Origin of the sequence: Rhizobium sp. YTUHZ045 (assembly GCF_051124255.1) — a bacterium.
Taxonomy (GTDB): Bacteria; Pseudomonadota; Alphaproteobacteria; order Rhizobiales; family Rhizobiaceae; genus Rhizobium.
Map to the genome: position 1 here is coordinate 2,863,963 of NZ_CP101432.1, position 24,390 is coordinate 2,888,352.

The window sequence follows — 24,390 nt, forward strand, 5'->3', positions numbered from 1 at the left end:
GTAGCATGTTCAAGCTCGCGCATATTTCCGACGTCCACCTCGGACCGCTGCCCCGTCTTTCCGTTCAAGAGCTGTTTTCAAAACGCATAACCGGCTTTGTGAACTGGCATCGAAATCGACGCAAGCACCTTTTCGCCAGCACGCTGGATCTGCTGCTCGATGACATCCGCGCCCATCAGGCCGATCATCTGGCCGTCACCGGCGACCTCGTCAACCTGGCGAGCGGCATCGAGATCCGCGCCGCCGCCGCCTGGCTGCGCGCGCTCGGCGACCCCGCCGACACCTCGGTCGTTCCAGGCAATCACGACGCCTATGTGCCGGGTGCCTATGAGAAATCGATGCGCGCCTGGTACGATTATGTCCGCGGCGACCTCGCCTCGCCGCAATGGCAGGAAGACCGCCGCATCTTTCCCTATCTACGTGTCCGCGACAAAGTTGCGATCGTCGGCTGCTCCACGGCAGTCGCCACGCCCCCTTTCGCCGCCTCCGGCTTTTTCAGCGCTCGCCAGGCCCGCGATACGGTGAACATGCTGCGCGCGGCCGGCGAAGCCGGTCTCTTCCGCGTCGTCATGATCCATCATCCGCCGATCCGCGGCGCCACCGCCTTTCACAAACGCATGATCGGCATCCGTCGCTTCGCGGCCGTGATTTCGACCGGCGGCGCCGAGCTCGTGTTGCACGGCCACACGCATCTGAACACGCTCCACTGGCTGCGCGGCCAGGTGCAGCCGGTGCCGGTCGTCGGCATCGCGTCGGCCTCGCAGGGACCGGGCAGCATTAAGCCGCCAGCCGCCTACAACCTCTTCTCCATCGACGGCTCTCCGGGCGCCTGGGAACTCACCGGCGAGCGCTTCAGCCTGAACAGGACAGGCGATGCGATGATGTCGGAAAGCGTCGATATTTTCGCCCCTTAGCGCCGACTTCCGACTCTCTTTATGCGGCACTTGAATCAATCTCGGAAAGCGCTTCGCCACAGTCGCAACATTTGTCATGGAGGCTGCCTACCCTCTTGGTATTTTTGCCGGCAAGCGTACAATCCGACCGACTGCATCGCCTCAGAACGGAGCCGCCAATGACTTCCCCCTTCCATCGCCTGTGCAGAACAACACTTGCCGCCGGCTTTGTACTCGGCATGGCGAGCGCCGCCTTCGCGGTCGGCGACAGCAACGACGACACCAATCCGCCGCCGAAGACCCAGACGACCAAGACCTGCACCGGCGGCAAGGTCTGGGATAAGCAGAAGAAGGAATGCGTCACCCCGAAGAAGAACAGCTTCAACGATGACGATCTCTACAAGTTCGCCCGCGAGTTTGCCTATGCCGGCCAGTATGAGAACGCCATCACCGTGCTCAATCTTGCCCGTAATCAGAACGACCCGCGCGTTCTGAATTATCTCGGCTATGCGAACCGCAAAGCCGGCCGCATGGAGCTTGGGATGTCCTATTACCGCAAGGCATTGCAGGCGGATGAGAATTATATTCTCGCCCGCTCCTATATGGGCATGGCACTGGTGGAACAGGGAGACATCCAAGGGGCTCGCGTCCAGCTCGTCGAGATTCGCGACCGCGGCGGCGAAAACACTTGGGCTTACCGCGCTCTGCTGCAAAGCTTGAACGGTTACAGGACATATTGACGCAAGCTTTGCGGGCTAGATTAGGAAAACCCCTCGGGAAAGGGGATAAGATGACCGGATGCTTGCGAACTGCAGTAGACTTGCTTCATAAAGAGCCTGCATCTCCGGTGCCGATAAAGCCGGTTTCGCGCTCGATGGCGAACCCTTCGTCTGCGAAACCATCGCGAATGCTTCTTGGATAGACAATGCGTCAGCCCGCAACGACCATCGACCTCCGGCGTGATCTCGTCGCCCTTCTGCCCCACCTTCGCCGCTTCGCGATCACGCTCGCGGGCGAAGCTGGCGTGGCCGACGAACTTGTCCAAGCCGTTTGTCTGCGTGCCATTGCCAAGGGCCATCAGTGGAATGGCGAGGGCCGACTGGAAAGCTGGATCTACACGCTTGCCCGCCAGCAGTGGACGGAGGACAGCCGCAAGCGGAAGCCGAAGGCGTCGGCACGCGGCAACGTCACCGACATCAGAGAGGCTGCCCGTGAACGCTCGGCCCCGGTCGATCCCGACGCCATCCATCGCATGATCGCCGAAATGCCGGACGGTGTTTCCTCGATCTTCCTGCTCGTCGATGTCGAAGGCCACAGCTATCAGCAGGCGGCCGAGATCATGGGCATTTCGACGGCAAGCGTCGTCTCCCAGCTTGCCACCGCAAGGCTGCATTTCGCCGGGCTTGCCGGCACCCACCCCATCCACAGGTACTGAATTGCTCGATCTTAGGAAATTGCCGCTCGAAGCCCAGCTCACCGCCCTTCTCGACGGCGAGGTCTCTCCCGAACAACGGCACGAACTGGAACAGCGCCTGGCAACCGACGAGAATGCGCGCCGTCTGCATGAAAAGCTGCGTCATGGCGCCGATTTCGGCCGCCGCCGCCTGGACGATGTCCTGAAGGAGCCGGTGCCGCTCGCCCTCGTCCGCTCGATCAAGAGCACGCAGCCGCCAAAGACGCCGATCGCCCAGCGCGCCATGCGCCCCCAGGTGAAACTGGCCCCGAGCGGCCCGCAGGCGCTGGCAGCCGCTCTTATCCTCTTCGTCGTCGGTTGCGGCATCGGCTATTTTGCCGGCACCACCCCGGATGCCGACGAGATCGCCACCACGACCGCCACGGCGCCCGCCAATACCAACAACTGGCTCGGCGACGTCACCGCCTATCAACGCCTGCTGATCCGCCAACCCCGTCACCTCGTCGAAGTGCCGGCATCGCAGGCCGAAGAAATCTCCAGCTGGCTGACGACCGCCATCGGCGTGCCTTTCCGCGTGCCGGATCTCAGCGCCGAATCCTGGACCTTCCAGGGTGCCCGCGTCATTCTCGGCGACAATCGCCCCGTCGGTCAGCTCGTCTATTCCAACAGCGACGGCGATATAATCTCCATCTGCTTCCGGAAGGACGCGCAGCCGCCTGAGACCGACGACTTCAAGGAAACGATCAAGGACGAGATTGGCCTGGTCACCTGGCACAATGCAGGCACATCCTACGTTCTCGCCGGCCCCTCCGCCGAAGCCACCCTCGGACAACTCGCCATGAAGATTGCCACGGCGATTTGATTGCCGCCTGTCGTATGAGGGTGAGTGATTACCGCCAGCGGAGCTGAGGCGGTAAATGGCAAAATCGACCATCAGCATCAGCCGCCCCCTCATCCGCCTGCCGGCACCTTCTCCGCTGGGGAGAAGGGATATGCCGCAACGTCTGGCTCCCTCTCATTCGTAAGAGGGCGCCGAAGGACGGTAGGCCGCCACTCGCTCTCTCTCTCTCCCCAGCGGGGAGAAGGTGCCCGGTAGGGGCGGATGAGGGGGCCACACGGCCATTCGCTGCTTTCGCTTAGCGAAGACGCAACGAAATCAACCTAATCATCAGGCCGCGCCGACGATCGCGGCCTGAACCCTTCGCAGATCAAGCCCTGCCAGCCTTCACTTCGAGCACTCGGTTGGCAGCCGAAACGATCGCCTCCAGCGATGCCGCGACGATGTTGGTATTGATGCCGGCGCCGAAGAGCTTGCCGCCGGGATAGGAGGTCTCGACATAGGAGATCGCTGCCGCGTTCGAGCCATGCTGCAGTGAATGTTCGGAATAGTCCTCGACCGACATCTCGATGCCGAGATAATGCGATAGTGCGTTGATGAAGCCGTCGATCGGACCGTTGCCGCGCCCTTCGATGCGCTTGATCTCGCCATTGTCGGTGATTTCAGCTGCAACGATCCGCTGGCCCTTGCGCTCGGTGTCGGGATAGGTGTGGTGGTCGACGAACTTGAGGCGCGCCTCGGGCTGCGTCACGTAGCGCTCGATGAAGCGGTCGTAGATGCGCTTCGAGGGAAGCTCCTTGCCCTCCACGTCGGTGATGCGCTGGATATCCTCACGAAATTCGACCTGCAGGTTGCGCGGCAGGTTGAGCCCGTAATCCTGCTGCAGGATATAGGCGATGCCGCCCTTGCCCGACTGCGAGTTGATGCGGATGATCGCCTCGTAGGAACGGCCGACGTCGCGCGGATCGATCGGCAGATACGGCACTTCCCAGACCGGATGGTTGGCGACCTGTGCCGCCTTCATGCCCTTGTTGATCGCATCCTGATGCGAGCCGGAGAACGCCGTATAGACCAGCTCGCCGACATAAGGGTGACGCTCGGCAATCGTCATCTGGTTCGAATATTCGAACACTTCCTTGATGCGCTCGATGTTCGAGCAGTCGATCCCGGGATCGACGCCCTGCGTGAACATGTTGAGCGCCATCGTCACGACGTCGACATTGCCGGTGCGTTCGCCATTGCCGAACAGCGTGCCTTCGACGCGGTCGGCGCCTGCCAGCAAGGCCAGCTCGGCGGCGGCAATGCCGGTGCCGCGGTCGTTGTGCGGATGCAGCGAGACGATCAGGTTCTCGCGATTGTCGAGGCTGCGGCACATCCATTCGATCTGGTCGGCATAGACGTTCGGCGTCGCCATCTCGACGGTGGACGGCAGGTTGATGATGAGCTTGTTGTCCGGCGTCGGCTTCACCACCTCGATGACGGCGTTGCAGATCTCCAGCGCCACTTCCAGCTCCGTACCGGTGAAGCTCTCGGGCGAATATTCGAAACGGTAGCCGCCGCCGGCCTTGGCCGCCATGTCGGTGATCATCTTGGCGGCATCGACGGCGATCTGTTTGATGCCCTGCACATCCTTGGCGAAAACGACACGACGCTGCAGCTCGCTGGTCGAGTTATAGAAATGCACGATCGGCCGGTTCGCGCCTTCCAACGCTTCGAAGGTGCGGGTGATGAGCTCCGGGCGGCACTGTACCAGCACCTGCAGCGACACGTCCGCGGGCACGTTGCCCTCTTCCACGCACCAGCGGGCGAAATCGAAATCCGTCTGCGAGGCGGAAGGGAAACCGATCTCGATTTCCTTGAAGCCCATCTCGAGCAGCAGATGGAACATGCGGGCCTTGCGGTCGTGGCCCATCGGGTCGACCAGTGCCTGATTGCCGTCGCGCAGGTCCACCGAGCACCAGACCGGCGCCTTAGTGATAGTCTTCGTCGGCCAGGTGCGGTCGGGAATGTTCACCTGCGGATAGGGCCGGTATTTCACCGCGGCATCAGGCATGCCTTTTGCGGAGGATCGGCTGGTGGTGTTGTCCATTATCTTGTCTCCTCGTCCCGGCATTTGCCCCGCCTCTTAGCCGATCGCATCGGCCTTGGCGATAAACAAATGCGGACCTTCGTCGGTCGTTAGGTCAATTTTGAAAGTCAATCGCGAGGAGCGATGCCGGGCGGGCTTTCGGCCGCCGGGCGCTCCTCAACGGACCCGGCAACCGCGCGTAAGGCCGAGGAGAAGAAGCGAGGTCACGGCGCTCGAGACGTCACGCAGGGCGATGCGGCCGCGTGCAATCGTATCGGAAATCTTGGCGCCAGAGGTCTTCATGGCCGCGCTTATAGCGTTGGGCGGTGAAACTGGCAAGCCCTCTCGGCGCGCCGGCTTTCCGTTACTTCTGCCGAGCGCGATCTTTCGACATCTTCACCAGCCGCGACAGCGCCAGCATCAGCCCGCCGGCGATCAGTCCCCAAAAGGCACCCGAGATGCCGGCGAAGGAAACGCCGGATGCAGTGACGAGGAAGGTGATCGCCGCCGCCTCGCGCGATTCCTGCGCCTGGAAAGCCGACATCGCCGAGGATGAGAAGGCCCCGACCAGCGCCAGCCCCGCCACCGCCTCGATCAGAATGGGCGGCGCCAAGGCGACGAAGGCCGTGACCGCGCCGGCGAGCAGCCCGAGGATCACGTAACCGACGCCGGCGATCAGCGATGCCCAATAGCGCCGCTTGGGATCGGCATGCGCGTCATGCCCGGCGCACATTGCCGCGGTGATCGCCGCCAAGTTGACGGCATGGCCGCCGAAAGGCGCCGACAGCAACGAAAAGAAGCCGGTGACGGCGAAGAGCGGACCTGGCTTCGGATCATAGTGATTGACTTTTAGGACGGCGATGCCGGGAATGTTCTGCGAGGCCATGGTGACGATGAAAAGCGGCAGCGCGATCGAGATGAAGGCCGCGAGGGTGAATACCGGCCGCACGAGTTCCGCCGTCGGCACCAGCGATCGTTCGAGCGAGGCGAAAGCGCCGTCGGGAATGTCGACGCCGAAGGCGAGCACCAGCACGAAGGCGGCGAGTGCGGCCGGCACCGCCCAGAGCCGCTTGAAGGCGCCGACGACGATCCAGGAAATGACGATCGGCAGACCGAGCAGCGGATTGAAGCCGATCGCCTTCACCGGCGCAAAGCAGAGGCCGATCAGCACACCTGATAGCATCGCATTCGCGAGCGGCGCGGGAATGGCGGCGACCGCCCGGCCGAGCGGCTTGAACAACCCGGCAATGATGATCAGCACGGCGCAGATCAGGAATGCGCCGACCGCTGCATTGAAGCCGCCCTCGATTGCGCCGGTGCTTGCGAGCAGCGCCGCCCCCGGCGTCGACCAGGCGATGCTGATCGGCAGTCGAGTCACGGCGCTGAGCACGATCGCGCAGACGCCCATGGAGATCGACAACGCCATCAGCCCCGAAGCGGCCTGCGCATCCGTCGCACCCACCGCCTGCAGCCCGTGCAGCACGACGGCGAAGGAACTGGCGGAGCCGACGAAAGCGGTAAGCAGACCCATGAACAGGGCCTGGACGGAAAAATCTTTGAGCATGGCGGACTCTGAGCTGCTGGAATGGCGCATGGAGCATGATGGTTGGCGCCCGCGCAAGTCCAGATTGAGGGCTTTCCGTCCAGCCCTACCGGTCAACGACCGCAAGCATAACCGAAATCAAGACGCCCTCACCTGCGGTCGGCAGGCAAGGGCGTTTCGAAGGTTTCGGTCGAGAAAACTCAGATGTCGGCTTGCGACGTCACGATGCGCGAGACAAGGCCATAGTCCTTCGCCTCTTCGGCCGAGAGCCAGTAGTCGCGATCCGTGTCCTTGGCAATCTTCTCGAGCGGCTGGCCGGTGGCCTCCGCCATAATCTTGTTCAGGCGCTCGTTCATCTTGATGATCTCGCGTGCCTGGATCTCGATGTCGGACGCCATGCCGCGCGTGCCGCCCGACGGTTGGTGCAGCAGGAAGCGCGTGTTCGGCAGGCACAGGCGTCTCTCCCTGGGAGCCGCGACATAGATCAGCGCGCCGGCCGAAGCGACCCAGCCGGTGCCGATCATCCAGACCTTCGGCTTGATGAACTTGACCATGTCATGGATGGAATCGCCGGATTCGACGTGACCGCCGGGCGAATTGACATAGATGCGAATGTCTTCGTCGCTGGCCGCAGCAAGTGCAACGAGTTGCGAGCAGACCTTCTGCGCCAGTTCCTGGTTGATCGGTCCATAGATGAAGATCGAACGCGACTTGAAAAGATTCGCCTCCGTTTCCTTGCCGAGCGGCAGTTCCTTCGTCTTGTCGTCCTGTTCTTCGTCGTTCATTCGAACCTCTCGGAGATGAATTCGGGTTCCTCGCACATAGTGCGACTCAATGCCTAAAACAATGCGGGAAAAACACAAGGCATCGAAGCGGTGGAGATATCCTTAAGAAGCCGCGCACTGTTCCGCAAGCCTTACTGAAATGTAACGGTGGAAGGCTTTGAAAAGCCGGAATCGGTTCCTACCTCACCTCTCACATGGCAATCGCCAAAAGAGATCAACAGGAGACCGGACATGTCACCGGAAGAACGCCAATTGCTGACCGCCCTTTTCGATCGCGTGCGCACCGCGCAAGCCCAGCCGCGCGACCGCGAGGCCGAAGCTCTGATCGACCAGGCGACGCGCGAGCAGCCGTCCGCCACTTATTATCTCGCCCAGGCCGTCATCGTGCAGGAAAAGGGGCTGGAAGCTGCCGCCAACCACATCAAGGAACTTGAAGAGCGCGTCCGGCAGTTTGAAGCCGGAGCCAGCGAGCACCGCCAGGCCGAACAGGGCGGCGGTTTCCTGAGCTCAATCTTCGGCAATACCCAGACGCAGCAGCCCGCGCCTGTCCCCTCCAACCCCGGCCCCTGGGGGCAACCGTCCCGCGCCTATGACGAGCCGCGCGGCTACGATCGCCAGACGCCGCAGCAGCCCACCGGCCCCTGGAGTCAGCAGGCCTACGCGCCGTCTGCCGGCGGCAGCTTTCTGCGAGGTGCGCTCGGCACGGCCGCGGGCGTTGCCGGCGGCATGCTGCTTGCCAACTCCCTGAGCGGCATTTTCGGCAACCACATGTCCTCGCTCGGCTGGGGCTCACCCTTCGGCGCCAACCCCTTCGGCAATGCAGCCGCCCCGACCGAGGAAACCATCATCAACAATTATTACGGCAACGACGACGTCCGTCAGGCCGCGGATATTGCCGGCAATGACAATGACGACAACCTGCAGCAGGCCGATTACGATGACGGCGATGATTATAGTGATGATTCGTCTGGCGACGACGTCACGGATGTTTGAGGTCTAACGAGCAGAAATGGGCGGCAGTTTGTAATCAATTGCCGCACTGTCTCCCGGCCCTTCGCTTTAAGCTCAGGGCGTTCGTCGCTGCAATCGATTCACTGGATCGATTGCTCGGGCTTTGCCCGACGCTCCTCACCCACGTCCACGATAGGTGGCGACACCCTGCTCCGGCAGCCACACACCTTCCGGTGGCTTGCCCGTCTGCCAGAAGACGTCGATCGGAATGCCACCGCGCGGATACCAGTAAGCGCCGATCCTCAGCCACTTGGGGTCGAGCAGTTCGACGATGCGCTTGGCGATGTAGATCGAGCAATCCTCGTGGAAGGCGCCGTGATTGCGGAAGGAAAACAGGAAAAGTTTCAGCGACTTCGATTCCACCAGCCATTCGCCGGGGATGTAGTCGATGACGATATGGGCGAAATCCGGCTGCCCCGTCATCGGGCAGAGAGAGGTGAACTCCGGCGCGGTGAAGCGCACGACATAGTCGGTGCCGGCATGATTGGCCGGCACTTTCTCCAGCACCGCCTCTTCCGGCGATTTCGCGGTTTCGGTTTGCTGACCCAGCATCGACAGGCTGGAAACATCGGTATTCGGCATCATGCCTCCTTGATGACTTTGACGCGGATGCCATGGGCCTTTTCGCCCTCCGGCTCCACATGAATGGCTATTTTGGCGCCCTCATGCACCGCTCTGATGGCATCCTCAAGGCGGTCGCATATATCATGCGCCTGCCGCACGGACATAGTGCCGGGCACCACCATGTGAAAATCGATGAAAGTGACGGTGCCAGCGCGCCTCGTCTTCAGGTCATGCACGCCGATCGAACCCGCCGCATGGGTGGCGATTGCCTGCTTGATCGCTTCCTCTTCCTGCGGCTCGACCGCCTGATCCATCAGACCGCTGATCGATTGCGAGATCACTTTCCAGCCTTGATAGAGAATGTTGATGGCAACCATAATGGCAAGAACCGGGTCGAAGATCGCATAACCCGTCGCCAGCGCCAGCAGCAGGCCGACTAGCACGCCGACGGATGTCACCACATCCGACATGATATGCTGCCCATCCGCCGCCAGCGCCGCCGAGCGATGTTTGCGTCCGGTCCGGATCAACAGCCGCGCCCAGACCGCATTGATGAGGCCGGCGGCAATATTGATCGCAAGGCCGAGCACCGGCGCATCGAGCATGCGCGGTTCCGCGAGATAACCGATCGCCTCCTTGACGATCAGCAGCGCAGCGACGACGATCAGCACGCCTTCGGTCACGGCGGAGAGATATTCCGCCTTGTGATGGCCGAAAGGATGGTCGTGATCGGCCGGCTTCTGCGCGTAGCGGATGACGAAGAAGGCGATGAAGGCGGCCACGACGTTGACCGTCGATTCGAGCCCGTCCGACAGCAACGCCACCGATCCGGTCACCCACCAGGCCACCATCTTCAGGCCCATGACGCCGAGGGACAGCGGAATACCCCACATCGCCAGCTTTTGAACAGTAAGATCGCCGTTGTCGCTCATATCGTCCTCCTGCGGTTGCGAATGAATTGCAGGGTCCAAGCCATTGAAATGCAAAACCGCCCACGCGAATGTCGCGCAGGCGGCCCAGTCGCGGCTGATATGGGCGATGATGGAGGATTTGTCAAAGAGAATGAGGGGTCCCTTCACAGCCAGTGGTCGCTTCCCGACGGGAAGCAGTGCCGGCACCCGATACGCGATCCTCTACAGCGCCGGGGGAGCGGAAATCTTACCCGAGAGATTGCGGCCACCGCAGAAGCGCGGCCTGGCCGGCCGTCGTCAGGGCATAGACGCCCTTTTCCCGGCGCTCGAACCATCCATAGACGTTGTCGCGCAGGATCGGACCGGCCTTTGGCGTCAGCGCCTTCATATCTCGCGGACGCACAATTCCGCGGTCGAGTGCGGCCGCGCAGAGCAGCGCCTGCTGGCGATAGGCCGTCATGACCGGCGCCCGCGAGCCGCCGCCGACGGCAGGATCGCCGCGACGGCGCTGATGCTCCTTGACGAGGCGCGAGCGCCGCTTGGGATTGGTGCGCGGCATCGGCGAGATCGAACTGACGATGACGCTGACCTCGCCGCCATCCGAGACGCCGAGCATGCCGATGCCGAGCCGCCGGCAGAGGTCGCGGTAGCGCTTGTCCGTCTCCCGCCCGCGCCCCTTGGCCGAAACGCGCGCCGCGATCCAGACTTCGTCGCTCACGGCAGCCCGATCGACCGCCTGAAGCAGCAGTTCCAGATTGAAGGAGAGCTTGAGTTCGCAGATCACCACGACCGGCGGCTCGCCATCGCTCAACCCGACGAGATCGCATCCGCCGACCTCACCCTTGACCACATGACCGGCCGCTTCCAGGAAGGCTTTGACCGGCAGGTAGAGCGATGTCTCCATCAGAAAATCGCGCATCAGCCAGCGTTGAGATCGGCAATCTCACCATATCGTGCGAGCAGTCGCGGCGAGGTCATGTCGCCGGTCTCCTCGTCGACCATCACGGCATAGGCCGCAACGCCGACGAAACGCTCGGCCATCGCCGAAGCGATCTTTTCCGCGCTGACGGCGTTCGAGGCCTGACGCATTTCGCCAGGCACGAGACTGCCGCGGTTCTTGCGGTAGGGAAGGACGATGAACTTCTCGGCACTGGCCACAGCGATAATTCCCGGTTGATCGTTCCGGAAATGTTCTGATTTGCCCAACGAAGTCAACCCTCGCCCCTATCCGAACATGGAAAGGGGCGGGATGGAGCTAGGCTCAGGCCGCCTTCGTCTTCACCTTGCGCGCCAGATGCGCCACGACATTCTCGATCATTCGCATGCCCGCATCGCCGCCGAGCGTCATGATCGATTCGGGATGGAACTGCACCGCAGCGATCGGCTCCTTGGCATGTTCAATACCCATGATCGTGCCATCCTCGCTTTCCGCCGTGATGATGAATTCCCGCGGCAGCGTCGAGGGATCGGCAAAGATCGAGTGGTAGCGGCCGACCGTCACTTCCCTCGAAAGGCCAGAGAAGACGATGCCGGGTTCCAGCACGCGGATGCGCGAAGGCTTGCCGTGCATCGGCAGCGCCAGATGGCGCAATTCCCCGCCATAGGCTTCCGCGAGCGCCTGCAGGCCGAGGCAGACGCCGAAGATCGGCAGGTTGCGGGCCCGCGCCTTCTTGATCGTCGCCTTGCAATCGAAATCCTTGGGATTGCCGGGACCTGGCGACAGCACGACTAGATCCGGGTTCAACCGGTCGAAGATTTCTTCCGGCACCGGCGTCCGCACGGTTGAAACCGTTGCCCCGGTCTGGCGGAAATAATTGGCCAGCGTGTGGACGAAGCTGTCCTCATGATCGATGAGCAGGATGTTGACGCCCTTGCCGACGCTGGCAACGTCGCGCTGGATTTTGCCGGAATTGCCGGTCTTGGCGTCTCGGATGGCGGAAAGCATGGCAGAGGCCTTCAATTCGGTTTCGGCTTCTTCTTCCTCAGGAATGGAATCGTTGAGCAGCGTCGCCCCGGCGCGCACTTCGGCGATGCCGTCCTTGATGCGCACGGTGCGCAGCGTCAGGCCGGTATTCATGTCGCCATTGAAGCCGACCATGCCGATCGCTCCACCATACCATGCACGCGGGCTCTTTTCATGGCTCTCGATGAAGCGCATCGCCCAGAGCTTCGGTGCACCGGTGACGGTCACGGCCCAGGCGTGGCTGAGGAACCCGTCAAAGGCGTCCATGTCGTCGCGCAGCCGCCCCTCGATGTGGTCGACCGTATGGATGAGGCGCGAATACATCTCGATCTGGCGGCGGCCGATCACCTTGACCGAGCCAGGCTCGCAGACGCGGCTCTTGTCGTTGCGGTCGACATCCGAGCACATCGTGAGTTCGGATTCGTCCTTTTTGGAGTTCAGGAGCTTCAGGATCTGTTCGCTGTCGGCGATCGGATCGTCGCCGCGCTTGATCGTGCCCGAGATCGGGCAGGTCTCGATGCGCCGGCCGGAGACGCGCACGAACATTTCGGGCGAGGCGCCGACCAGATATTCCTGATTGCCGAGATTGATAAAGAAGGAATAGGGCGATGGATTAATTGCCTTCAGCCGCTTGGAAATGTCGGAAGGCTTGCTTTCGCAGCGCTCCATGAATTTCTGCCCGGGCACGACTTCAAACAGATCGCCCTTGCGGAAGCTCTCCTTCGCCTTGACGACGAGTTCGGCATACTCGCCCGGTCGATGGTCGCTCTTCGGCGGAATGGCATCCGTCTGCTTGAAGGGTTCCGGCGCGATCTGCTCAGCCTTGCCCTCGGTCGTCACGCCGCCTTTCTCGAAATCGTAGCGGTCGATCCAGGCTTTCGCGGCATAGTTATCGACGACCAGGATCTCGTCCGGCAGGTAGAGCACCATGTCGCGCTGATCAGAGGGCCGCGTCAGCTTCAAATCGATCGCGTCGAACTGGAAGGCGATGTCGTAGCCGAAGGCGCCGTAGAGGCCGAGGCTCGCATCCGCCAGCGAATAGAAAAGGTCGGTCACGGCGCGCAGCACCGTGAAAACCGTCGGCATCTTCGAACGCTCTTCCTCGGTAAACACCCGATCCGGCGCCTTGACGGAAAGGTCGAGACGGCGGCCGGAGGAGGCGCCGAGCACAAGCTCGGGCACCGTCTTCAGCCGCTCGGTCACAAAGCCGAGAAGCACCTCCCCGCGCTCATTATAGGCCTCGATCCAGACGTCGCGGCCGAAGGAGGAGATGCCGAGCGGCGGATCGACGACGGCGGTATCCCAGCGCGTATAACGGCCCGGATATTCGTAGTTCGACGAGAAGACCGCGCCGCGGCGCTCGTCGAGCTTGTCGACATAGGAAGAGACCGCGTCGGCATAGGGGATCGCCCGCCGCTGCCGGGTGACGGTGATGCCGCCCTTGGTCTCGTAGATTTCCGCACCATCATCCCGCAGGATCGTTACCATAGTTCCACTCCGTTATCGGGGCCCGGACGACAGGCGGCGATAAAACAAAAAAGCCGCCTCGAAGTTTCGGGCGGCTCACTCGTCGTCGTCTTTGGACACGATTGGTCGAGGCCGCCTCAGCGAGCCCACCACCAAACAGCAATGTTCAAAGACTTGATCATGCGAAAATTGTTAGCCTGAGATCAGCCGCCACGCAAGAGGCGATCGCACGAATGAAAAGGGCGGCCCGAAAGCCGCCCCTCCCCAGCCTTGAAGGCATGACTGGCTCAGAAAGTCTTGGTGAGCGAGACCTTGAATGTGCGACCCGGCTCGGAATACCACTCCCGCGGCTGCGACGCTGTCGCCGAGCTGAGATTGACGTCGCGCACGGCGAGCGCGTTGTAGTGCTCCTGGTCGAAGATATTGTAGACACCAGCTTGGACGCGCAGGCCCGGCAACTGTTCCGGCGTCCACCAGCCGGTCAAGTCGACGATTGCGTAACCGGGCGCATCAAAGGTCGTGTCGTTGGTGTTCGTGACCGGTGTATTGAGATGGTCCGTGAGCATGCCGGCCGCAAGCGTCGAGGAAAGGTCGAAGCCGAAGGTCTCATTGCTCCAGCCGCCGCCGATGATCGCCTTGAACGGCGCCACCGAGCGCAGGCGCTGGGTGGTCTCTTCGTTCCTGCCATAGGCATAGGCAAGCGAAGCATGCAGATTGATGCCGTTATTGAAGGTCTTGACGGTGCTGGCTTCAATACCCGAGATCGTCGCCGCAGCCACGTTCGTGTAATTGAACTCAGTAAAGCCTGTCGCGTCGACGCTCGTCACCGTCTCAATGAAGTTCTGATAACGGGTATGGAAAGCCGCGACCCGGCCGGTAAAATCGCCCGTGTCGAAATTGGCGCCGACTTCGATGCCGCGGCCGATTTCGGGTTCCAGATCAGGATTGCCGAGCTGGGCGTAGCGGCCGGTGGGGTTATAGAAGCGGCTATAGAGTTCGTCGACGGTTGGCGCGCGGAAGCCGACCGCCAGCTGCATATAGAGCTCTACATCAGGCGTCAGGTCGAATGTGGCAAGGATCTTCGGCGACATGGCGGCTTCCGTTCGGTCGCGAAGATCGCCGAAACGGGTAAGGCCGGTATTGTTGGCAAAACCGCCGCCGGTCGAGGGATCGTAGTTGAACCAGTCAAAGCGGACGCCGGGCGTCAGCGTGAAACCGGTGTTGCCGATCTCGATCTTGTCTTCGACAGCAAGCCCAAGGTTCTGACTGTCCACATTCGGCACTTCCGCCTGGTTGTTCAGCGCCGGGCACGTCGTCAATGTCGGGCACAGGGCCCAGCTATATTGGCTCCAGCTGGAAACGCCGACGTCGAGCCCGACGCGAACGGAGTGGCTGAGGCCGGAATATTCGAAGTCCCTGGTCGCGGTGCCGCTGAAGCCCCAGGTTTCGTTTTCGACCTCGTTGTTGCGGCCATAGGCAACATTGGCGGTCGTACGGCCCCCGCTGCCGGCCTCCTTCTTCAAATCCTGCCAATAAAGCGTGGCGCGCGCACTGCTGAAGACCGCGTCGGAAGACTGCGCTTCATAATCGTAGTCGAGCGATACGCGATCGCGGTCACGCTGTTCGCGACCGTCATAATTGTCGATCATGAAGTTGCGAGGGCTGGTTCCTCCCTGAAGATGGCGCAGGTCGGTTTCCAGGTCGCGGCGGAAGCGTTCCGCCGTCAAGCCGATGCGATGACCGCCTTCCAGCTCCTGGCGCAGTTTGAAGAGCAGGTTGTGTTGGTCGAAATCAGCCGGGTTCGCCTCGGTGCGGAGAGCACCGTAAACGTCATTGTTGCCCATGTTCGCCCGCTCATGGCCTTTGCGGTAACCGCCCTGGAACAGAATCGAGGTGCCGCCGATCTTCTTGGCGGCGGCGGCCGAGCCGGAGAGGCTGCGGTCTTCGCTGTCATAGGTCGATTTCACGATCGCGCCCCAATCGCGGCCTTCGGGGATCAGATCCTCCGGCTCCAGCGTATTGAGAACGATAGCGCCGCCGAGCATGCCCGAACCGCCCTTGCTCGAATCCGCGCCGCGCACGATATCGAGCGAGGACAGCGAATCGAAATCGAACATATCGCCGCCGCCATTGGCGTTGGCAGGCGCAAAAGCACCCTGGCGCGAACTGTTCGAGATGTAAGGGATCGGAATGCCGTCGATCGTCGTCAAGATGCGAGCACCGGAAAGACCGCGCAGGTTGAAGCCCGCATCGGCACGCGAATAGTTCACGCCTGCATCGACGCTGCGGCCGATGTCGTCGTAATTAGTGACCTGCTTCTCTTCCAGCTGCTTCTGAGTGATCTCGGTCGCGAGCGGAGTATCGGCAACACTGCCCGGCGCCACGCGCTTGCCCTTGACGACGATCTTCTGCAACACGGTGCTGTCCTCCGACGCGGCTTCCGGCGTGCTGGCCGGGACGCTTTGTGCGAAAGACTGCGAAACAGGAAGAATAACTGCGGCTGCCGTGCAGACCGATAGAACAGAGCGCCAATACCGGATGATCATAACCTACCCTCAGATGGTGATTACCGGGCTGGCTGGTCGTGGCGCGTCGAACGCTCGAGGGGCTGGCTGGGCTTTTGCGGATGAAGACGAAGCAGAATTCCGCCCTCTTTTCGCCGCATAAAAAACATGAGCACCATTGTCAACATAGGTGAGTGCCTTATGTTGAATATTCCCATCAAGTATTAACGATCTCGTAGGACGTTGCACAATTGCAACGAAAAACGCCCACATGCGTTGTTACCCGCGAGGATACTAGGATCTCTGCCCATTGAGGAAACTTTCGACACTGGCGATCCTATTCGCCGCTAGCGTCTTTCTTGCCGGCGCCCGCCTGCCTGCGCAGGGCCCCTTGCCAGAACCTCGGCCCGATACCGGACAGACGACCAGCCCGTCTGCGCCGCCAGCGGAAAAGGCGGAACCGCCCGCACCGGAGGAAGTTCCCGCCCCTCAGGCGAAACCGGACGTGAAGGAGCCGGAGGCGCCGGCATCCAGCCAGACGCCCGCGCCGCAGGCCGCCCCGGCAAAACCGGAGCCGACGGAACCGATGCAAGGTCCGCCGCTGCCGCCGGGTACTGCCGGTCGCCCCCAGGCGTCGGAAAAAAACAAGCCGCAGGGCGAGCAGACGCTCGAAGAGCAGCAACTGACAATCGAGCCCGAGAGCGATGCTGAACATGCAGAATGCACCGCCGCCCTTCAGGCTCTGGGCGTTGTCTTCAAGGAAGCGCCGCGCATCGACGACGGCAATGGCTGCGGCATCGACAAGCCGATCATCGTCTCCGAAGCCCTGCCCGGCATTGCGCTCAAGCCGGAAGCGACAATGCGCTGCCCGGCCGCCCTCGCGCTTGCCCGCTGGATAAAGGAGAGCGTCATCCCCGCCGCCGCCGCTGCCCTGCCGGGACAGGGCCGCATCACATCAGTTAACCAGGCAACGTCCTATATGTGCCGCCTGCGCAACGGCGCCGGAACCGGCAAGATCTCCGAACATGCTCGCGGCAACGCTATCGACATTGCAAGCTTCCATTTCGAGAAAGGCGAGGACGTCGCCGTCCGCTCCCGCCGCGAGGACTCCACACTGACCGGCGCCTTTCAGCGAACCGTCAGCGCCGCCGGTTGTCTCTATTTCACCACTGTCCTCGACCCCGAAAGTGACGCCGCCCACGAGACCCATTTTCATCTCGACGTCATTGAAAGGAAGGGCGGCTATCGCTATTGTCACTGATGAACCAGTTTCCTGATCATCGCTGTCGACTTCATATTTACCGGTGAATTCCATTGGGCCTTTGCCATCGGACCGTTGTTCCTCGGCACGATGCAAAGCCTTATCCGGTTGTTTATCGATCCAGACTTTGAAAAGCGTCGGAAACACCGTCTGGTCAAGCGTTTCGGGAAGTCCGCCTCTGATCAGAACAAGCCTTCAATATAACCCTGCTCATTCAAAAAAATCCGCTCCGCCGACGGCGATTTCGGCAGGCCGGGCATCGTCATGATCTCGCCGGTGATGGCGACGACGAAGCCGGCTCCGGCTGAAAGCCGCACCTCCCGCACCGAGACGATATGGCCTTCCGGCGCGCCGCGCAGGTTCGGATCGGTAGAGAAGGAATACTGCGTCTTCGCCATGCAGACCGGCAGCTTGCCGTAGCCCTGCTCCTCCCATGTCTGCAGCTGATCGCGCACCGCCTTGTCGGCGGTCACCTCGCCCGCATGGTAGATCTTCGAGGCGACGATCTCGATCTTCTCGAACAGCGAAATGTCGTCGCCGTAGAGCGGCTGGAATTTCGCCTGGCCCGATTCGGCCAGCTCCACCACCTTATGCGCCAGTTCCTCGATGCCGGCCGAACCTTTGGCCCAGTGCTGGCAGAGGATCGCTTCGGCGCCGAGCCGCGAGACGAATTCCTTCACCGCCGCGATCTCCGCATCGGTATCCATGACAAAATGGTTGATCGCGACGACGACGGGCACGCCGAAGCGGCGCACATTGGCAACGTGCCGGCCGAGATTGGCGCAGCCCTTCTTCAGCGCCGCGACGTCCTCCGTGCCGAGATTCTCCTTCTTCACGCCGCCATTCATCTTCAGCGCCCGGATGGTCGCGACGATAACTGCCGCGTCCGGTTTCAGCCCGGCCTTGCGGCATTTGATGTCGAAGAATTTTTCAGCCCCGAGATCGGCCCCGAATCCCGCTTCCGTCACCACATAGTCGCCGAGCTTCAGCGCCGTCTTCGTCGCCGTCACCGAATTGCAGCCATGGGCGATATTGGCGAACGGGCCGCCATGCACGAAGGCCGGATTGTTCTCCAGCGTCTGTACGAGGTTCGGCTGCATCGCATCCTTGAGCAGCACCGCCATCGCGCCATCGGCTTTCAGGTCGCGCGCACGCACCGGCGTCCTATCAAAGCGGTAGCCGATGATGATGTCGCCGAGCCGCCGCTCCAGATCCTTGAGGTCGGTAGCAAGGCAGAGGATCGCCATCACTTCAGAGGCGACGGTGATGTCAAAGCCGCCCTGGCGCGGAAAACCGTTGGCAACGCCGCCGAGCGAGGAGACCATGCTTCTGAGCGCCCGGTCGTTCATGTCCATGACCCGCCGCCAGGTGATGCGGCGAATGTCGATATTCTCTTCGTTGCCCCAGTAGATGTGGTTGTCGATCATCGCCGCCAGCAGATTGTGCGCCGAGGTGATCGCATGGAAATCGCCGGTGAAATGCAGATTGATATCTTCCATCGGCACGACCTGCGCATAACCGCCGCCGGCCGCACCGCCCTTGACGCCGAAGCAGGGGCCGAGAGAAGCCTCGCGTATGCAGACGATCGCCTTCTTGCCGATCCGATTCAGACCGTCGCCGAGGCCGACAGTCGTCGTCGTCTTGCCTTCGCCGGCCGGGGTTGGATTGATCGCCGTGACAAGGATCAGCTTGCCGTCCTTCTTGCCCGCCTGCGCCGCGATGAACTCGGCGCTGACCTTTGCCTTGTCGTGACCATAGGGGACGAGCTGCTCGGCCCCGATGCCGAGCTTTGCCCCTATCTCAAAGATCGGCCTCTTGGCCGCGGCACGCGCAATCTCGATATCCGATTTGATTGCTGGCATGGATGCTCCCCATTGCGGCCTGCGCGGGCGCGAAGGCGTTTCCCTCGTCAGTGGGATATCGAAATATAGCCAAGCTGTGAATAGCGCTCGCCTTGCAGCCGCCACGCTGGACGGTTATGGGGCGCTCAACCGTCGCGGCTTTTGAAGGTGAAGACATGAAAGCATTGGAACTCCTCGTCGAGCGTATCATCCTATCGAGCCGCTGGCTCCTCGTCGCATTCTACATGGGCTTGGTGTTGGCGCTCGCCGCCTATGCCGTTTCCTTCGGCTATAAGCTCTTGAAGATCACCGCCAACGTCTTCATTCTCGACGAGGCGGGCATGATCCTTGCCATGCTCAGCCTGATCGATGCGGCCCTCGTCGCAAGCCTGATCGTCATGGTGATGATTTCAGGCTACGAGAATTTTGTCAGCCGCTTCGATGAAGCCGACGGCGCCGACAACGAGGTCTCTTTCCTCGGCAAGCTCGATTCAGGCAGCCTGAAGATCAAGGTCGCCTCCTCGATCGTCGCCATCTCCTCTATTCATCTGCTGCAGGTCTTCCTCAATGCCGACCAATACGAAGACGGCAAGATCATGTGGCTGACGCTCATGCACCTCACCTTCGTCGCCTCCGCCGTCATGCTCGGCTTCCTGGAGAAGCTCATGAGTGTGACGTCGAAGAACGATTTGAAGGACGAGGGATAGAGGGACGACGAACCGCTTGTCAGGTCGATGCGCGGGCAAGCCGGCAGTCAAGGCCTTCCTTTCCGCGTCAGTTCGAGGCCCCAGCAGCAGGAATGATCTCTGCCTCAGCTTTTTTGGGGCATCGAAGACTTTCCTTGGCATCGGGTCCACACAGGCGGTCGCCGGGCTCATCGCCATAAGGGATGATGCCATTGACGATCCCAAGCTCGAGCGCCTGAGCACGAGGAATTTCTTTTCGCTCAATCGAGGTCGCAATCATCATCGCCTCGAAAGACTCGGAATTGACACCCATCTCGTCGAAATAGGCGAAGAATTTCGCAGATTCAGCCGTGGTGGGTCTCACGAGGCCGATATCGGAGTATCCGACAATTCGCGGCGTTCCGCTCATCAAGACGAGAGCACAGGTCGAAAGGCAGTATGCCCCGCCGGCGGAGACCTCCCCCTCAGTTGGGCCGCTTTTGGCCATGCTCGCCTTGCAACGCGGATTTAGCGTCGGGCAGTTCGGCAACCGCGTTCTGCCAACCGAGGTCTCCAGGCCTGCAGCACGGATTATACGTCCCATCGCGAAAGCCGCATCCATGTCCCCGCCATTGGACTGAAGCACGACCGGCAGCTTTCTTTCGCCGAGCGTCTCCAAGATCGCCTTCAGCCGAACCGGGGTATCCGGCGTGATGTCTCCTTCCGCAGAAATCCACTGCGTGCACTCCTCCTGACAATTGCCATGATGCATCAGCAGAAAGTCCATCGGCTGGGTTGTCGGCAGTTTCTCGCTTGTGTCTGCGACTGCAGAATGGCCGTGGCAGACGGCATCAGTGGCGGCATCCGGCACGCAGAGCGGCATGCCCGGCCACTCATTGTAAGACAGCATGTCGGTGTTCAGCCCCATGCGAAGTGCATCTGCGGGCGGTATGATCGTGATACGATCAGGAGCCGTACTCATCATCAAGGCGATCAGATCGCCGCTAACGCCCATCTCCTTCAAATAGGTCGTCAGGGCAGCAGTCGCCTTCTTGCCGAGCTTGGTGGAGCTGCTCTGTCCCACCGCCTTGCGTCCAACCTCTTTGCGGGAAATTTCCGTCTTCTTGCCGTTCACGATCTTATATTCGATCCGATAGGAGATACGCACCCTGTTGTAGACGGTCGTGATCTGGTGGACGCCAATGAAGGCCCATTGCGACGAGACGCGTGAGATGCCGCCGGCAAAGGCCAGCGGACATGCGGAAAAGCAGTATGCACCATCCGAATAGGTGACGCCGACCGAGCTGCCATCCTTGGCGATAGCCGCGGCGCAACGCGCATCATCCTCCGGGCAATCCTTCAATCGCGTGCCGCCTATGGCTGTTTCCAGGCCTGCCTTGCGGATCATCCGGCCCATCGCATAGGCAGCATCCACCTCACCGCCTTCCGACTGGAAGACGACGGGCAGTTTCCGGTCCCCGATTTTCTTCAGAACTCTTCTAAGCTGGGCGGGAGTATCGGCGGTTATGCGGCCCTCCGCCGATATCCATTCAGGACAGTCTTCTATACAGAGGAGGCTGTGTACGATGATGAAACGCATCGGGGGCTGCCCTGCCGGCTTCTTCTGCCCAGCCGCCTGCGAAGGCGCGGCACCGATCGACAAGTTCAACAAAAGAAAAACAAGTACTGCCAGACAAAACAGATGCTTAAAATGCAGAGCAGGTGCAAAGCGCACGATTAAATCGCCTCAGTTGTACATGATAATACGCCTATCAATTGCATCGTGCCGCAGCAAGCCAGATTTCGACGCCTCTCGCTGCCCAAGCTCTTCCGGCGTGATTCTTTTGGCTCCCGGAGCAGGCGAGATCCGCAGCTATCCCGCCGCGGAAGAAGTCAAAGATACCACAACGCTATTTGCACAAGCCCCAACTCAACCGAGGCGCGCGCAGTCGTGACTATTTCTGCGCGTTTCGTACTAATCGGCTTGAGATAAGGCAATTGGGACTAGCATCCAGCAGTGTTTGTGTATTTGATAGCGTTAACATTGGGGCTGCCGGAGGCGTACAAATGTCTTATATGACCACCTCTGAAAGACAGTCGTTGCTTGCGGCGGAACTTGCTGTTGCAGGAACGCGCGGCCTGTTTGCACAAGGGCTCGGCAGGGTCTCTGCGGCTTTCGGACTGTCCTATGCGACGCTGATGCACGCTCCCTCGCCAGAAGACCTCCTCCTGAAACCGCTACTGATCGAAAGCTCGCTTCCCGCGGCCTATATCAGAGACTTCGATCGCGCCAACATGATGCGCGGTTGCCCTTTCGGCGTACGGCTGAGGGAGTCGGCCGTGCCGCAGGCCTGGCACCTCGACGATACCGTCAATGGACAGGCCTTTCCAGCCGAACTGCGCGCCTTGATGCTGCGCCATGCAATACCTGCGGGTGTTGCCATGCCAACGATTGCACTCGATGGGCAGCGCCTGGTCTTCTGGTTCTGCGGCGAGCGTGCGGCGCTCGGCCAGAGCGAGGTCAACGAGCTGGCGATCATCATCCTGCATGCCCTCGACGCATACAATGCCGTCAGGCGCAACGAGGAAAACGCGCACAATGCGCTGTCGGCGCGTGAACTTGAAGTCGTGCGCTGGACGGCACAGGGCAAGACTTCGATCGAAATCGGCCAGATCCTGGCGCTCTCCGATCACACGGTAAACGCCTACATGACCAACGCGATCAAGAAACTCGATTGCGTCAATCGCACCCAGTTGGTAGCAAAAGCAATTCGATTGAAGCTGATCAGCTGAAAAATCAGAAGAGGGTCAGCACGTCGTCCCGTGATTGGGGGAATCGTGTCTCTTCGTTTCGAACAGCCTGTCGTCGACAAGATAGCACAGTCCCGCGTCCATATGGCATCACCGATGCGGAAATCGTCCAGATGGTTGCGGCCTATCGCCTTTTCGGCTTCTGGCGCATCGACATCGAACCCGGACATTTCTTTGCAAGCGAGGATGTGCACACGATCTTCGATCTTCCCTATAGCGACGGGCCGGTCAATCTGGCCGAACTGATGTCTCGAATTCACGCCGAAGACCGCAGCCTGATCGCCCAGACCTTCGAGGAGGCAGGCCGTCACGGCGTCGGCTTCCATTTCGTCTATCGCGTCGACAACCGGCTCGGCGGTTACAAGTTGGTGCGCAGCATCGGCCGCTTCCGTGACGATGCCAGCGGCGGCCGCATCGTCGGCGTCACCTATGAATGCGTCGAGAGGCTGCGCGTCGTTGGCTTCGAGGATCATACGGGGCGCCGCTGACGCGCAACGCTCTAACGATCGAGCACCGACCGGATCTCGACGAGGTTTGAGCGCACCCTCAGAATATAGAAGCCCATCGTCGCGAGGTGGCTCGGCATGATCCAGCCATCTTCGCGGCCGTTCGAGATGATCGAGGGCTGGATGCGCAGTGCCGCCTGGAACTGCCGCGTGGTGCCGCTCCAAATCGCGCCGAGATTGCGTTCCTGCACCACCTGCGAGAAATCCGCCTGTGCAGCCGTCAGGATGGCGTAATAGGCATAAAGCTGGCCGTAGGCGAACCAGAACCGGTCGTCGGCACGCGTGTCGAACCAGCCGCGATTATGGTGTTCCGAGCGCTCGGCGAGCATATCGGAGGTGGCGCCGAGATCGTTGGCGATGCGGTCGATGAACTGCATCAGATTGTCGGCGCGGCCGTCGAAAATAACGTTGCAGGCGGACAGATCAGTATTGAACTTGCGCAGGCTGCCGATCGCCGAGCGGTAGTAGGAAGGCGTTGGCGTTTTAGGCCCGAACGGATTGAGCCCGAAATACCAGCTATATTCGTCGAACTGCAGATTGCCGCGCGCGCTCTGCAGATCGTTGTTGATGCCAGACGTGCCGCGCACGCGCCCGAGTGTATCGACAAGCTCCGCCGAGGTACGCCGGACTGCCTGGTTGATGCCACGCTGGAACGAGGCCTTGTTGTCGAGGAAGGGCGTGTGATCCCAGTCGATCCCGAAGAAGCCCATTTTGTAGAGCAGCATGGAAGAAATCCATGCGTTCTGGTTGACGTTGAAATCGGTAAGGTCAGCCGTGACATCGACAATGGCTGAGCGCTGACAGGTCTTGGTGGCCGCGCCGCTCGCGCCCTCGGCGGACGGCAGTTCCTGCCCGGCGGCAATCTTGCGTTCCGAAAAGCGGTATTGGTCGACGAAGGCAGTGTTGAAGTTCGACCAGACCTGCGTCTGCCAGAAGAAATAGCCGTAAAGTACGGCGAAGAGCGCCACGAATGCGATGATCGGCAGCCGGATCAACCAGCTCCGGCGCTGGTACCAGCCATGCGCGGCAAGAAAGGGCCAAAAGGCCCAGGCGGAAAACAGGCGGGCCCAGCGGCCGATCGTCTGGCCGATCCGCCTGAAAAAACCGGCAATCCGGTCAAGCATCGTCGTCTCCTGTCAGGCGAGGCGAACACTACAGCGCCGCGCGTTTTAGACGCGCTAAGGACGCTGTAGCACTTTGAGTCACTGCATAATTCCTTAAATGGTTCCTGCTTAGGGAATTATGCAGGAGGACATCGCCGCCCCGTTGCATCCACATATGCGCTCGCCAGCCCGAGCACAACAAGAGCCCTCGATTTTTACGAATGAAAGCAGCGCGAACCGCG

Annotated in this window: 23 protein-coding genes and 1 pseudogene; 11 read left to right on the forward strand and 13 right to left on the reverse strand. The window is 61.1% G+C overall.

The genetic code is table 11. The features are described from left to right. The first annotated feature begins 5 nt into the window (after nucleotides 1-5). The 4 genes from NMA58_RS14435 to NMA58_RS14450 all read left to right on the forward strand — a co-directional run bounded on the left by NMA58_RS14435 (nucleotide 6) and on the right by NMA58_RS14450 (nucleotide 3,169). Nucleotides 6-914, forward strand: coding sequence for a metallophosphoesterase family protein (locus tag NMA58_RS14435; protein WP_183704780.1), 909 nt, complete (start codon nucleotides 6-8; stop codon nucleotides 912-914). A 158-nt stretch (nucleotides 915-1,072) separates the two neighbouring features. Next, nucleotides 1,073-1,633 carry a tetratricopeptide repeat protein gene (locus tag NMA58_RS14440; protein WP_097596970.1) on the forward strand — a complete coding sequence of 187 codons (561 nt, stop codon included), beginning with the start codon at nucleotides 1,073-1,075 and terminating at the stop codon, nucleotides 1,631-1,633. Nucleotides 1,634-1,818: 185 nt separating this feature from the next. Then, nucleotides 1,819-2,328 carry an RNA polymerase sigma factor gene (locus NMA58_RS14445; protein WP_434710794.1) on the forward strand — a complete coding sequence of 170 codons (510 nt, stop codon included), beginning with the start codon at nucleotides 1,819-1,821 and terminating at the stop codon, nucleotides 2,326-2,328. Nucleotide 2,329: 1 nt separating this feature from the next. Beyond that, complete coding sequence (locus NMA58_RS14450; RefSeq protein ID WP_434710796.1) at nucleotides 2,330-3,169, forward strand: anti-sigma factor family protein; 840 nt, start codon at nucleotides 2,330-2,332, stop codon at nucleotides 3,167-3,169. Nucleotides 3,170-3,515: 346 nt separating this feature from the next. Here NMA58_RS14450 and leuA read toward each other — a convergent pair whose 3' ends face one another. The 4 genes from leuA to NMA58_RS14470 form a co-directional block, all read right to left on the reverse strand. After that, the gene (gene leuA, locus NMA58_RS14455; RefSeq protein WP_430959508.1) at nucleotides 3,516-5,234 is read right to left on the reverse strand and encodes a 2-isopropylmalate synthase; all 1,719 of its coding nucleotides are present in this window, start codon (nucleotides 5,232-5,234) and stop codon (nucleotides 3,516-3,518) included. Nucleotides 5,235-5,390: 156 nt separating this feature from the next. Beyond that, a complete protein-coding gene (locus NMA58_RS14460) occupies nucleotides 5,391-5,516 on the reverse strand; it encodes a hypothetical protein (protein WP_257784615.1) in 126 nt (41 codons plus the stop codon). Nucleotides 5,517-5,577: 61 nt separating this feature from the next. After that, a complete protein-coding gene (locus NMA58_RS14465) occupies nucleotides 5,578-6,807 on the reverse strand; it encodes a benzoate/H(+) symporter BenE family transporter (protein WP_221112128.1) in 1,230 nt (409 codons plus the stop codon). Between the two features lie 149 nt (nucleotides 6,808-6,956). Then, entirely contained in the window at nucleotides 6,957-7,541 is a 585-nt protein-coding gene (locus NMA58_RS14470) for an ATP-dependent Clp protease proteolytic subunit (protein WP_011426306.1), read from the reverse strand. Between the two features lie 231 nt (nucleotides 7,542-7,772). Here NMA58_RS14470 and NMA58_RS14475 point away from each other — a divergent pair, with 231 nt between their 5' ends. Continuing rightward, entirely contained in the window at nucleotides 7,773-8,534 is a 762-nt protein-coding gene (locus tag NMA58_RS14475; RefSeq protein WP_183704699.1) for a DUF2076 domain-containing protein, read from the forward strand. Nucleotides 8,535-8,669: 135 nt separating this feature from the next. Here NMA58_RS14475 and queF read toward each other — a convergent pair whose 3' ends face one another. From queF to NMA58_RS14505, 6 genes are all read right to left on the reverse strand, one after another. After that, nucleotides 8,670-9,134, reverse strand: a complete 465-nt coding sequence (gene queF / locus NMA58_RS14480; protein WP_085778944.1) for a preQ(1) synthase — start codon at nucleotides 9,132-9,134, stop codon at nucleotides 8,670-8,672. Next, nucleotides 9,134-10,048: a CDF family cation efflux transporter EmfA gene (gene emfA / locus NMA58_RS14485; protein WP_434710800.1), complete on the reverse strand. Its 915-nt coding sequence runs from the start codon at nucleotides 10,046-10,048 to the stop codon at nucleotides 9,134-9,136. Before emfA ends, queF begins: the two co-directional genes overlap by 1 nt. Nucleotides 10,049-10,274: 226 nt before the next feature. Then, a complete protein-coding gene (locus NMA58_RS14490; RefSeq protein ID WP_434713425.1) occupies nucleotides 10,275-10,931 on the reverse strand; it encodes a DUF2161 domain-containing phosphodiesterase in 657 nt (218 codons plus the stop codon). Between the two features lie 14 nt (nucleotides 10,932-10,945). After that, nucleotides 10,946-11,185: a hypothetical protein gene (locus tag NMA58_RS14495; RefSeq protein ID WP_183704695.1), complete on the reverse strand. Its 240-nt coding sequence runs from the start codon at nucleotides 11,183-11,185 to the stop codon at nucleotides 10,946-10,948. Between the two features lie 103 nt (nucleotides 11,186-11,288). After that, nucleotides 11,289-13,478 carry an anthranilate synthase gene (locus NMA58_RS14500; protein WP_434710802.1) on the reverse strand — a complete coding sequence of 730 codons (2,190 nt, stop codon included), beginning with the start codon at nucleotides 13,476-13,478 and terminating at the stop codon, nucleotides 11,289-11,291. A 266-nt stretch (nucleotides 13,479-13,744) separates the two neighbouring features. Next, a complete protein-coding gene (locus NMA58_RS14505; protein ID WP_434713426.1) occupies nucleotides 13,745-15,949 on the reverse strand; it encodes a TonB-dependent hemoglobin/transferrin/lactoferrin family receptor in 2,205 nt (734 codons plus the stop codon). Between NMA58_RS14505 and NMA58_RS14510 the strand changes: the two genes are divergently transcribed. Then, a complete protein-coding gene (locus NMA58_RS14510; protein ID WP_348649560.1) occupies nucleotides 15,852-16,124 on the forward strand; it encodes a hypothetical protein in 273 nt (90 codons plus the stop codon). The two genes, NMA58_RS14505 and NMA58_RS14510, sit on opposite strands and share 98 nt — an antisense overlap. Before the next feature lie 147 nt (nucleotides 16,125-16,271). After that, entirely contained in the window at nucleotides 16,272-17,222 is a 951-nt protein-coding gene (locus NMA58_RS14515; protein WP_434710804.1) for an extensin-like domain-containing protein, read from the forward strand. A gap of 182 nt (nucleotides 17,223-17,404) precedes the next feature. On the opposite strand, the gene NMA58_RS14520 is transcribed toward NMA58_RS14515, so the two are convergent. After that, nucleotides 17,405-19,084, reverse strand: a complete 1,680-nt coding sequence (locus NMA58_RS14520; RefSeq protein ID WP_434710806.1) for a formate--tetrahydrofolate ligase — start codon at nucleotides 19,082-19,084, stop codon at nucleotides 17,405-17,407. Nucleotides 19,085-19,239: 155 nt separating this feature from the next. Here NMA58_RS14520 and NMA58_RS14525 point away from each other — a divergent pair, with 155 nt between their 5' ends. Beyond that, a complete protein-coding gene (locus NMA58_RS14525) occupies nucleotides 19,240-19,770 on the forward strand; it encodes a TIGR00645 family protein (protein ID WP_097596981.1) in 531 nt (176 codons plus the stop codon). A 67-nt stretch (nucleotides 19,771-19,837) separates the two neighbouring features. Here NMA58_RS14525 and NMA58_RS14530 read toward each other — a convergent pair whose 3' ends face one another. After that, complete coding sequence (locus tag NMA58_RS14530) at nucleotides 19,838-21,328, reverse strand: hypothetical protein (protein WP_434710808.1); 1,491 nt, start codon at nucleotides 21,326-21,328, stop codon at nucleotides 19,838-19,840. Between NMA58_RS14530 and NMA58_RS14535 the strand changes: the two genes are divergently transcribed. The 3 genes and pseudogenes from NMA58_RS14535 to NMA58_RS14545 all read left to right on the forward strand — a co-directional run bounded on the left by NMA58_RS14535 (nucleotide 21,315) and on the right by NMA58_RS14545 (nucleotide 23,027). Continuing rightward, nucleotides 21,315-21,683 (forward strand): hypothetical protein, encoded by a 369-nt coding sequence (locus NMA58_RS14535; RefSeq protein ID WP_434710810.1) that lies wholly within the window; start codon nucleotides 21,315-21,317, stop codon nucleotides 21,681-21,683. The two genes, NMA58_RS14530 and NMA58_RS14535, sit on opposite strands and share 14 nt — an antisense overlap. Before the next feature lie 112 nt (nucleotides 21,684-21,795). Further along, nucleotides 21,796-22,521, forward strand: coding sequence for a helix-turn-helix transcriptional regulator (locus tag NMA58_RS14540; protein ID WP_085778952.1), 726 nt, complete (start codon nucleotides 21,796-21,798; stop codon nucleotides 22,519-22,521). Between the two features lie 45 nt (nucleotides 22,522-22,566). Beyond that, a pseudogene (locus tag NMA58_RS14545) lies at nucleotides 22,567-23,027 on the forward strand (PAS domain-containing protein). Nucleotides 23,028-23,038: 11 nt separating this feature from the next. On the opposite strand, the gene NMA58_RS14550 reads toward NMA58_RS14545, so the two are convergent. Further along, the gene (locus tag NMA58_RS14550) at nucleotides 23,039-24,169 is read right to left on the reverse strand and encodes a DUF2333 family protein (RefSeq protein WP_097596983.1); all 1,131 of its coding nucleotides are present in this window, start codon (nucleotides 24,167-24,169) and stop codon (nucleotides 23,039-23,041) included. Nucleotides 24,170-24,390 lie beyond the last annotated feature (221 nt).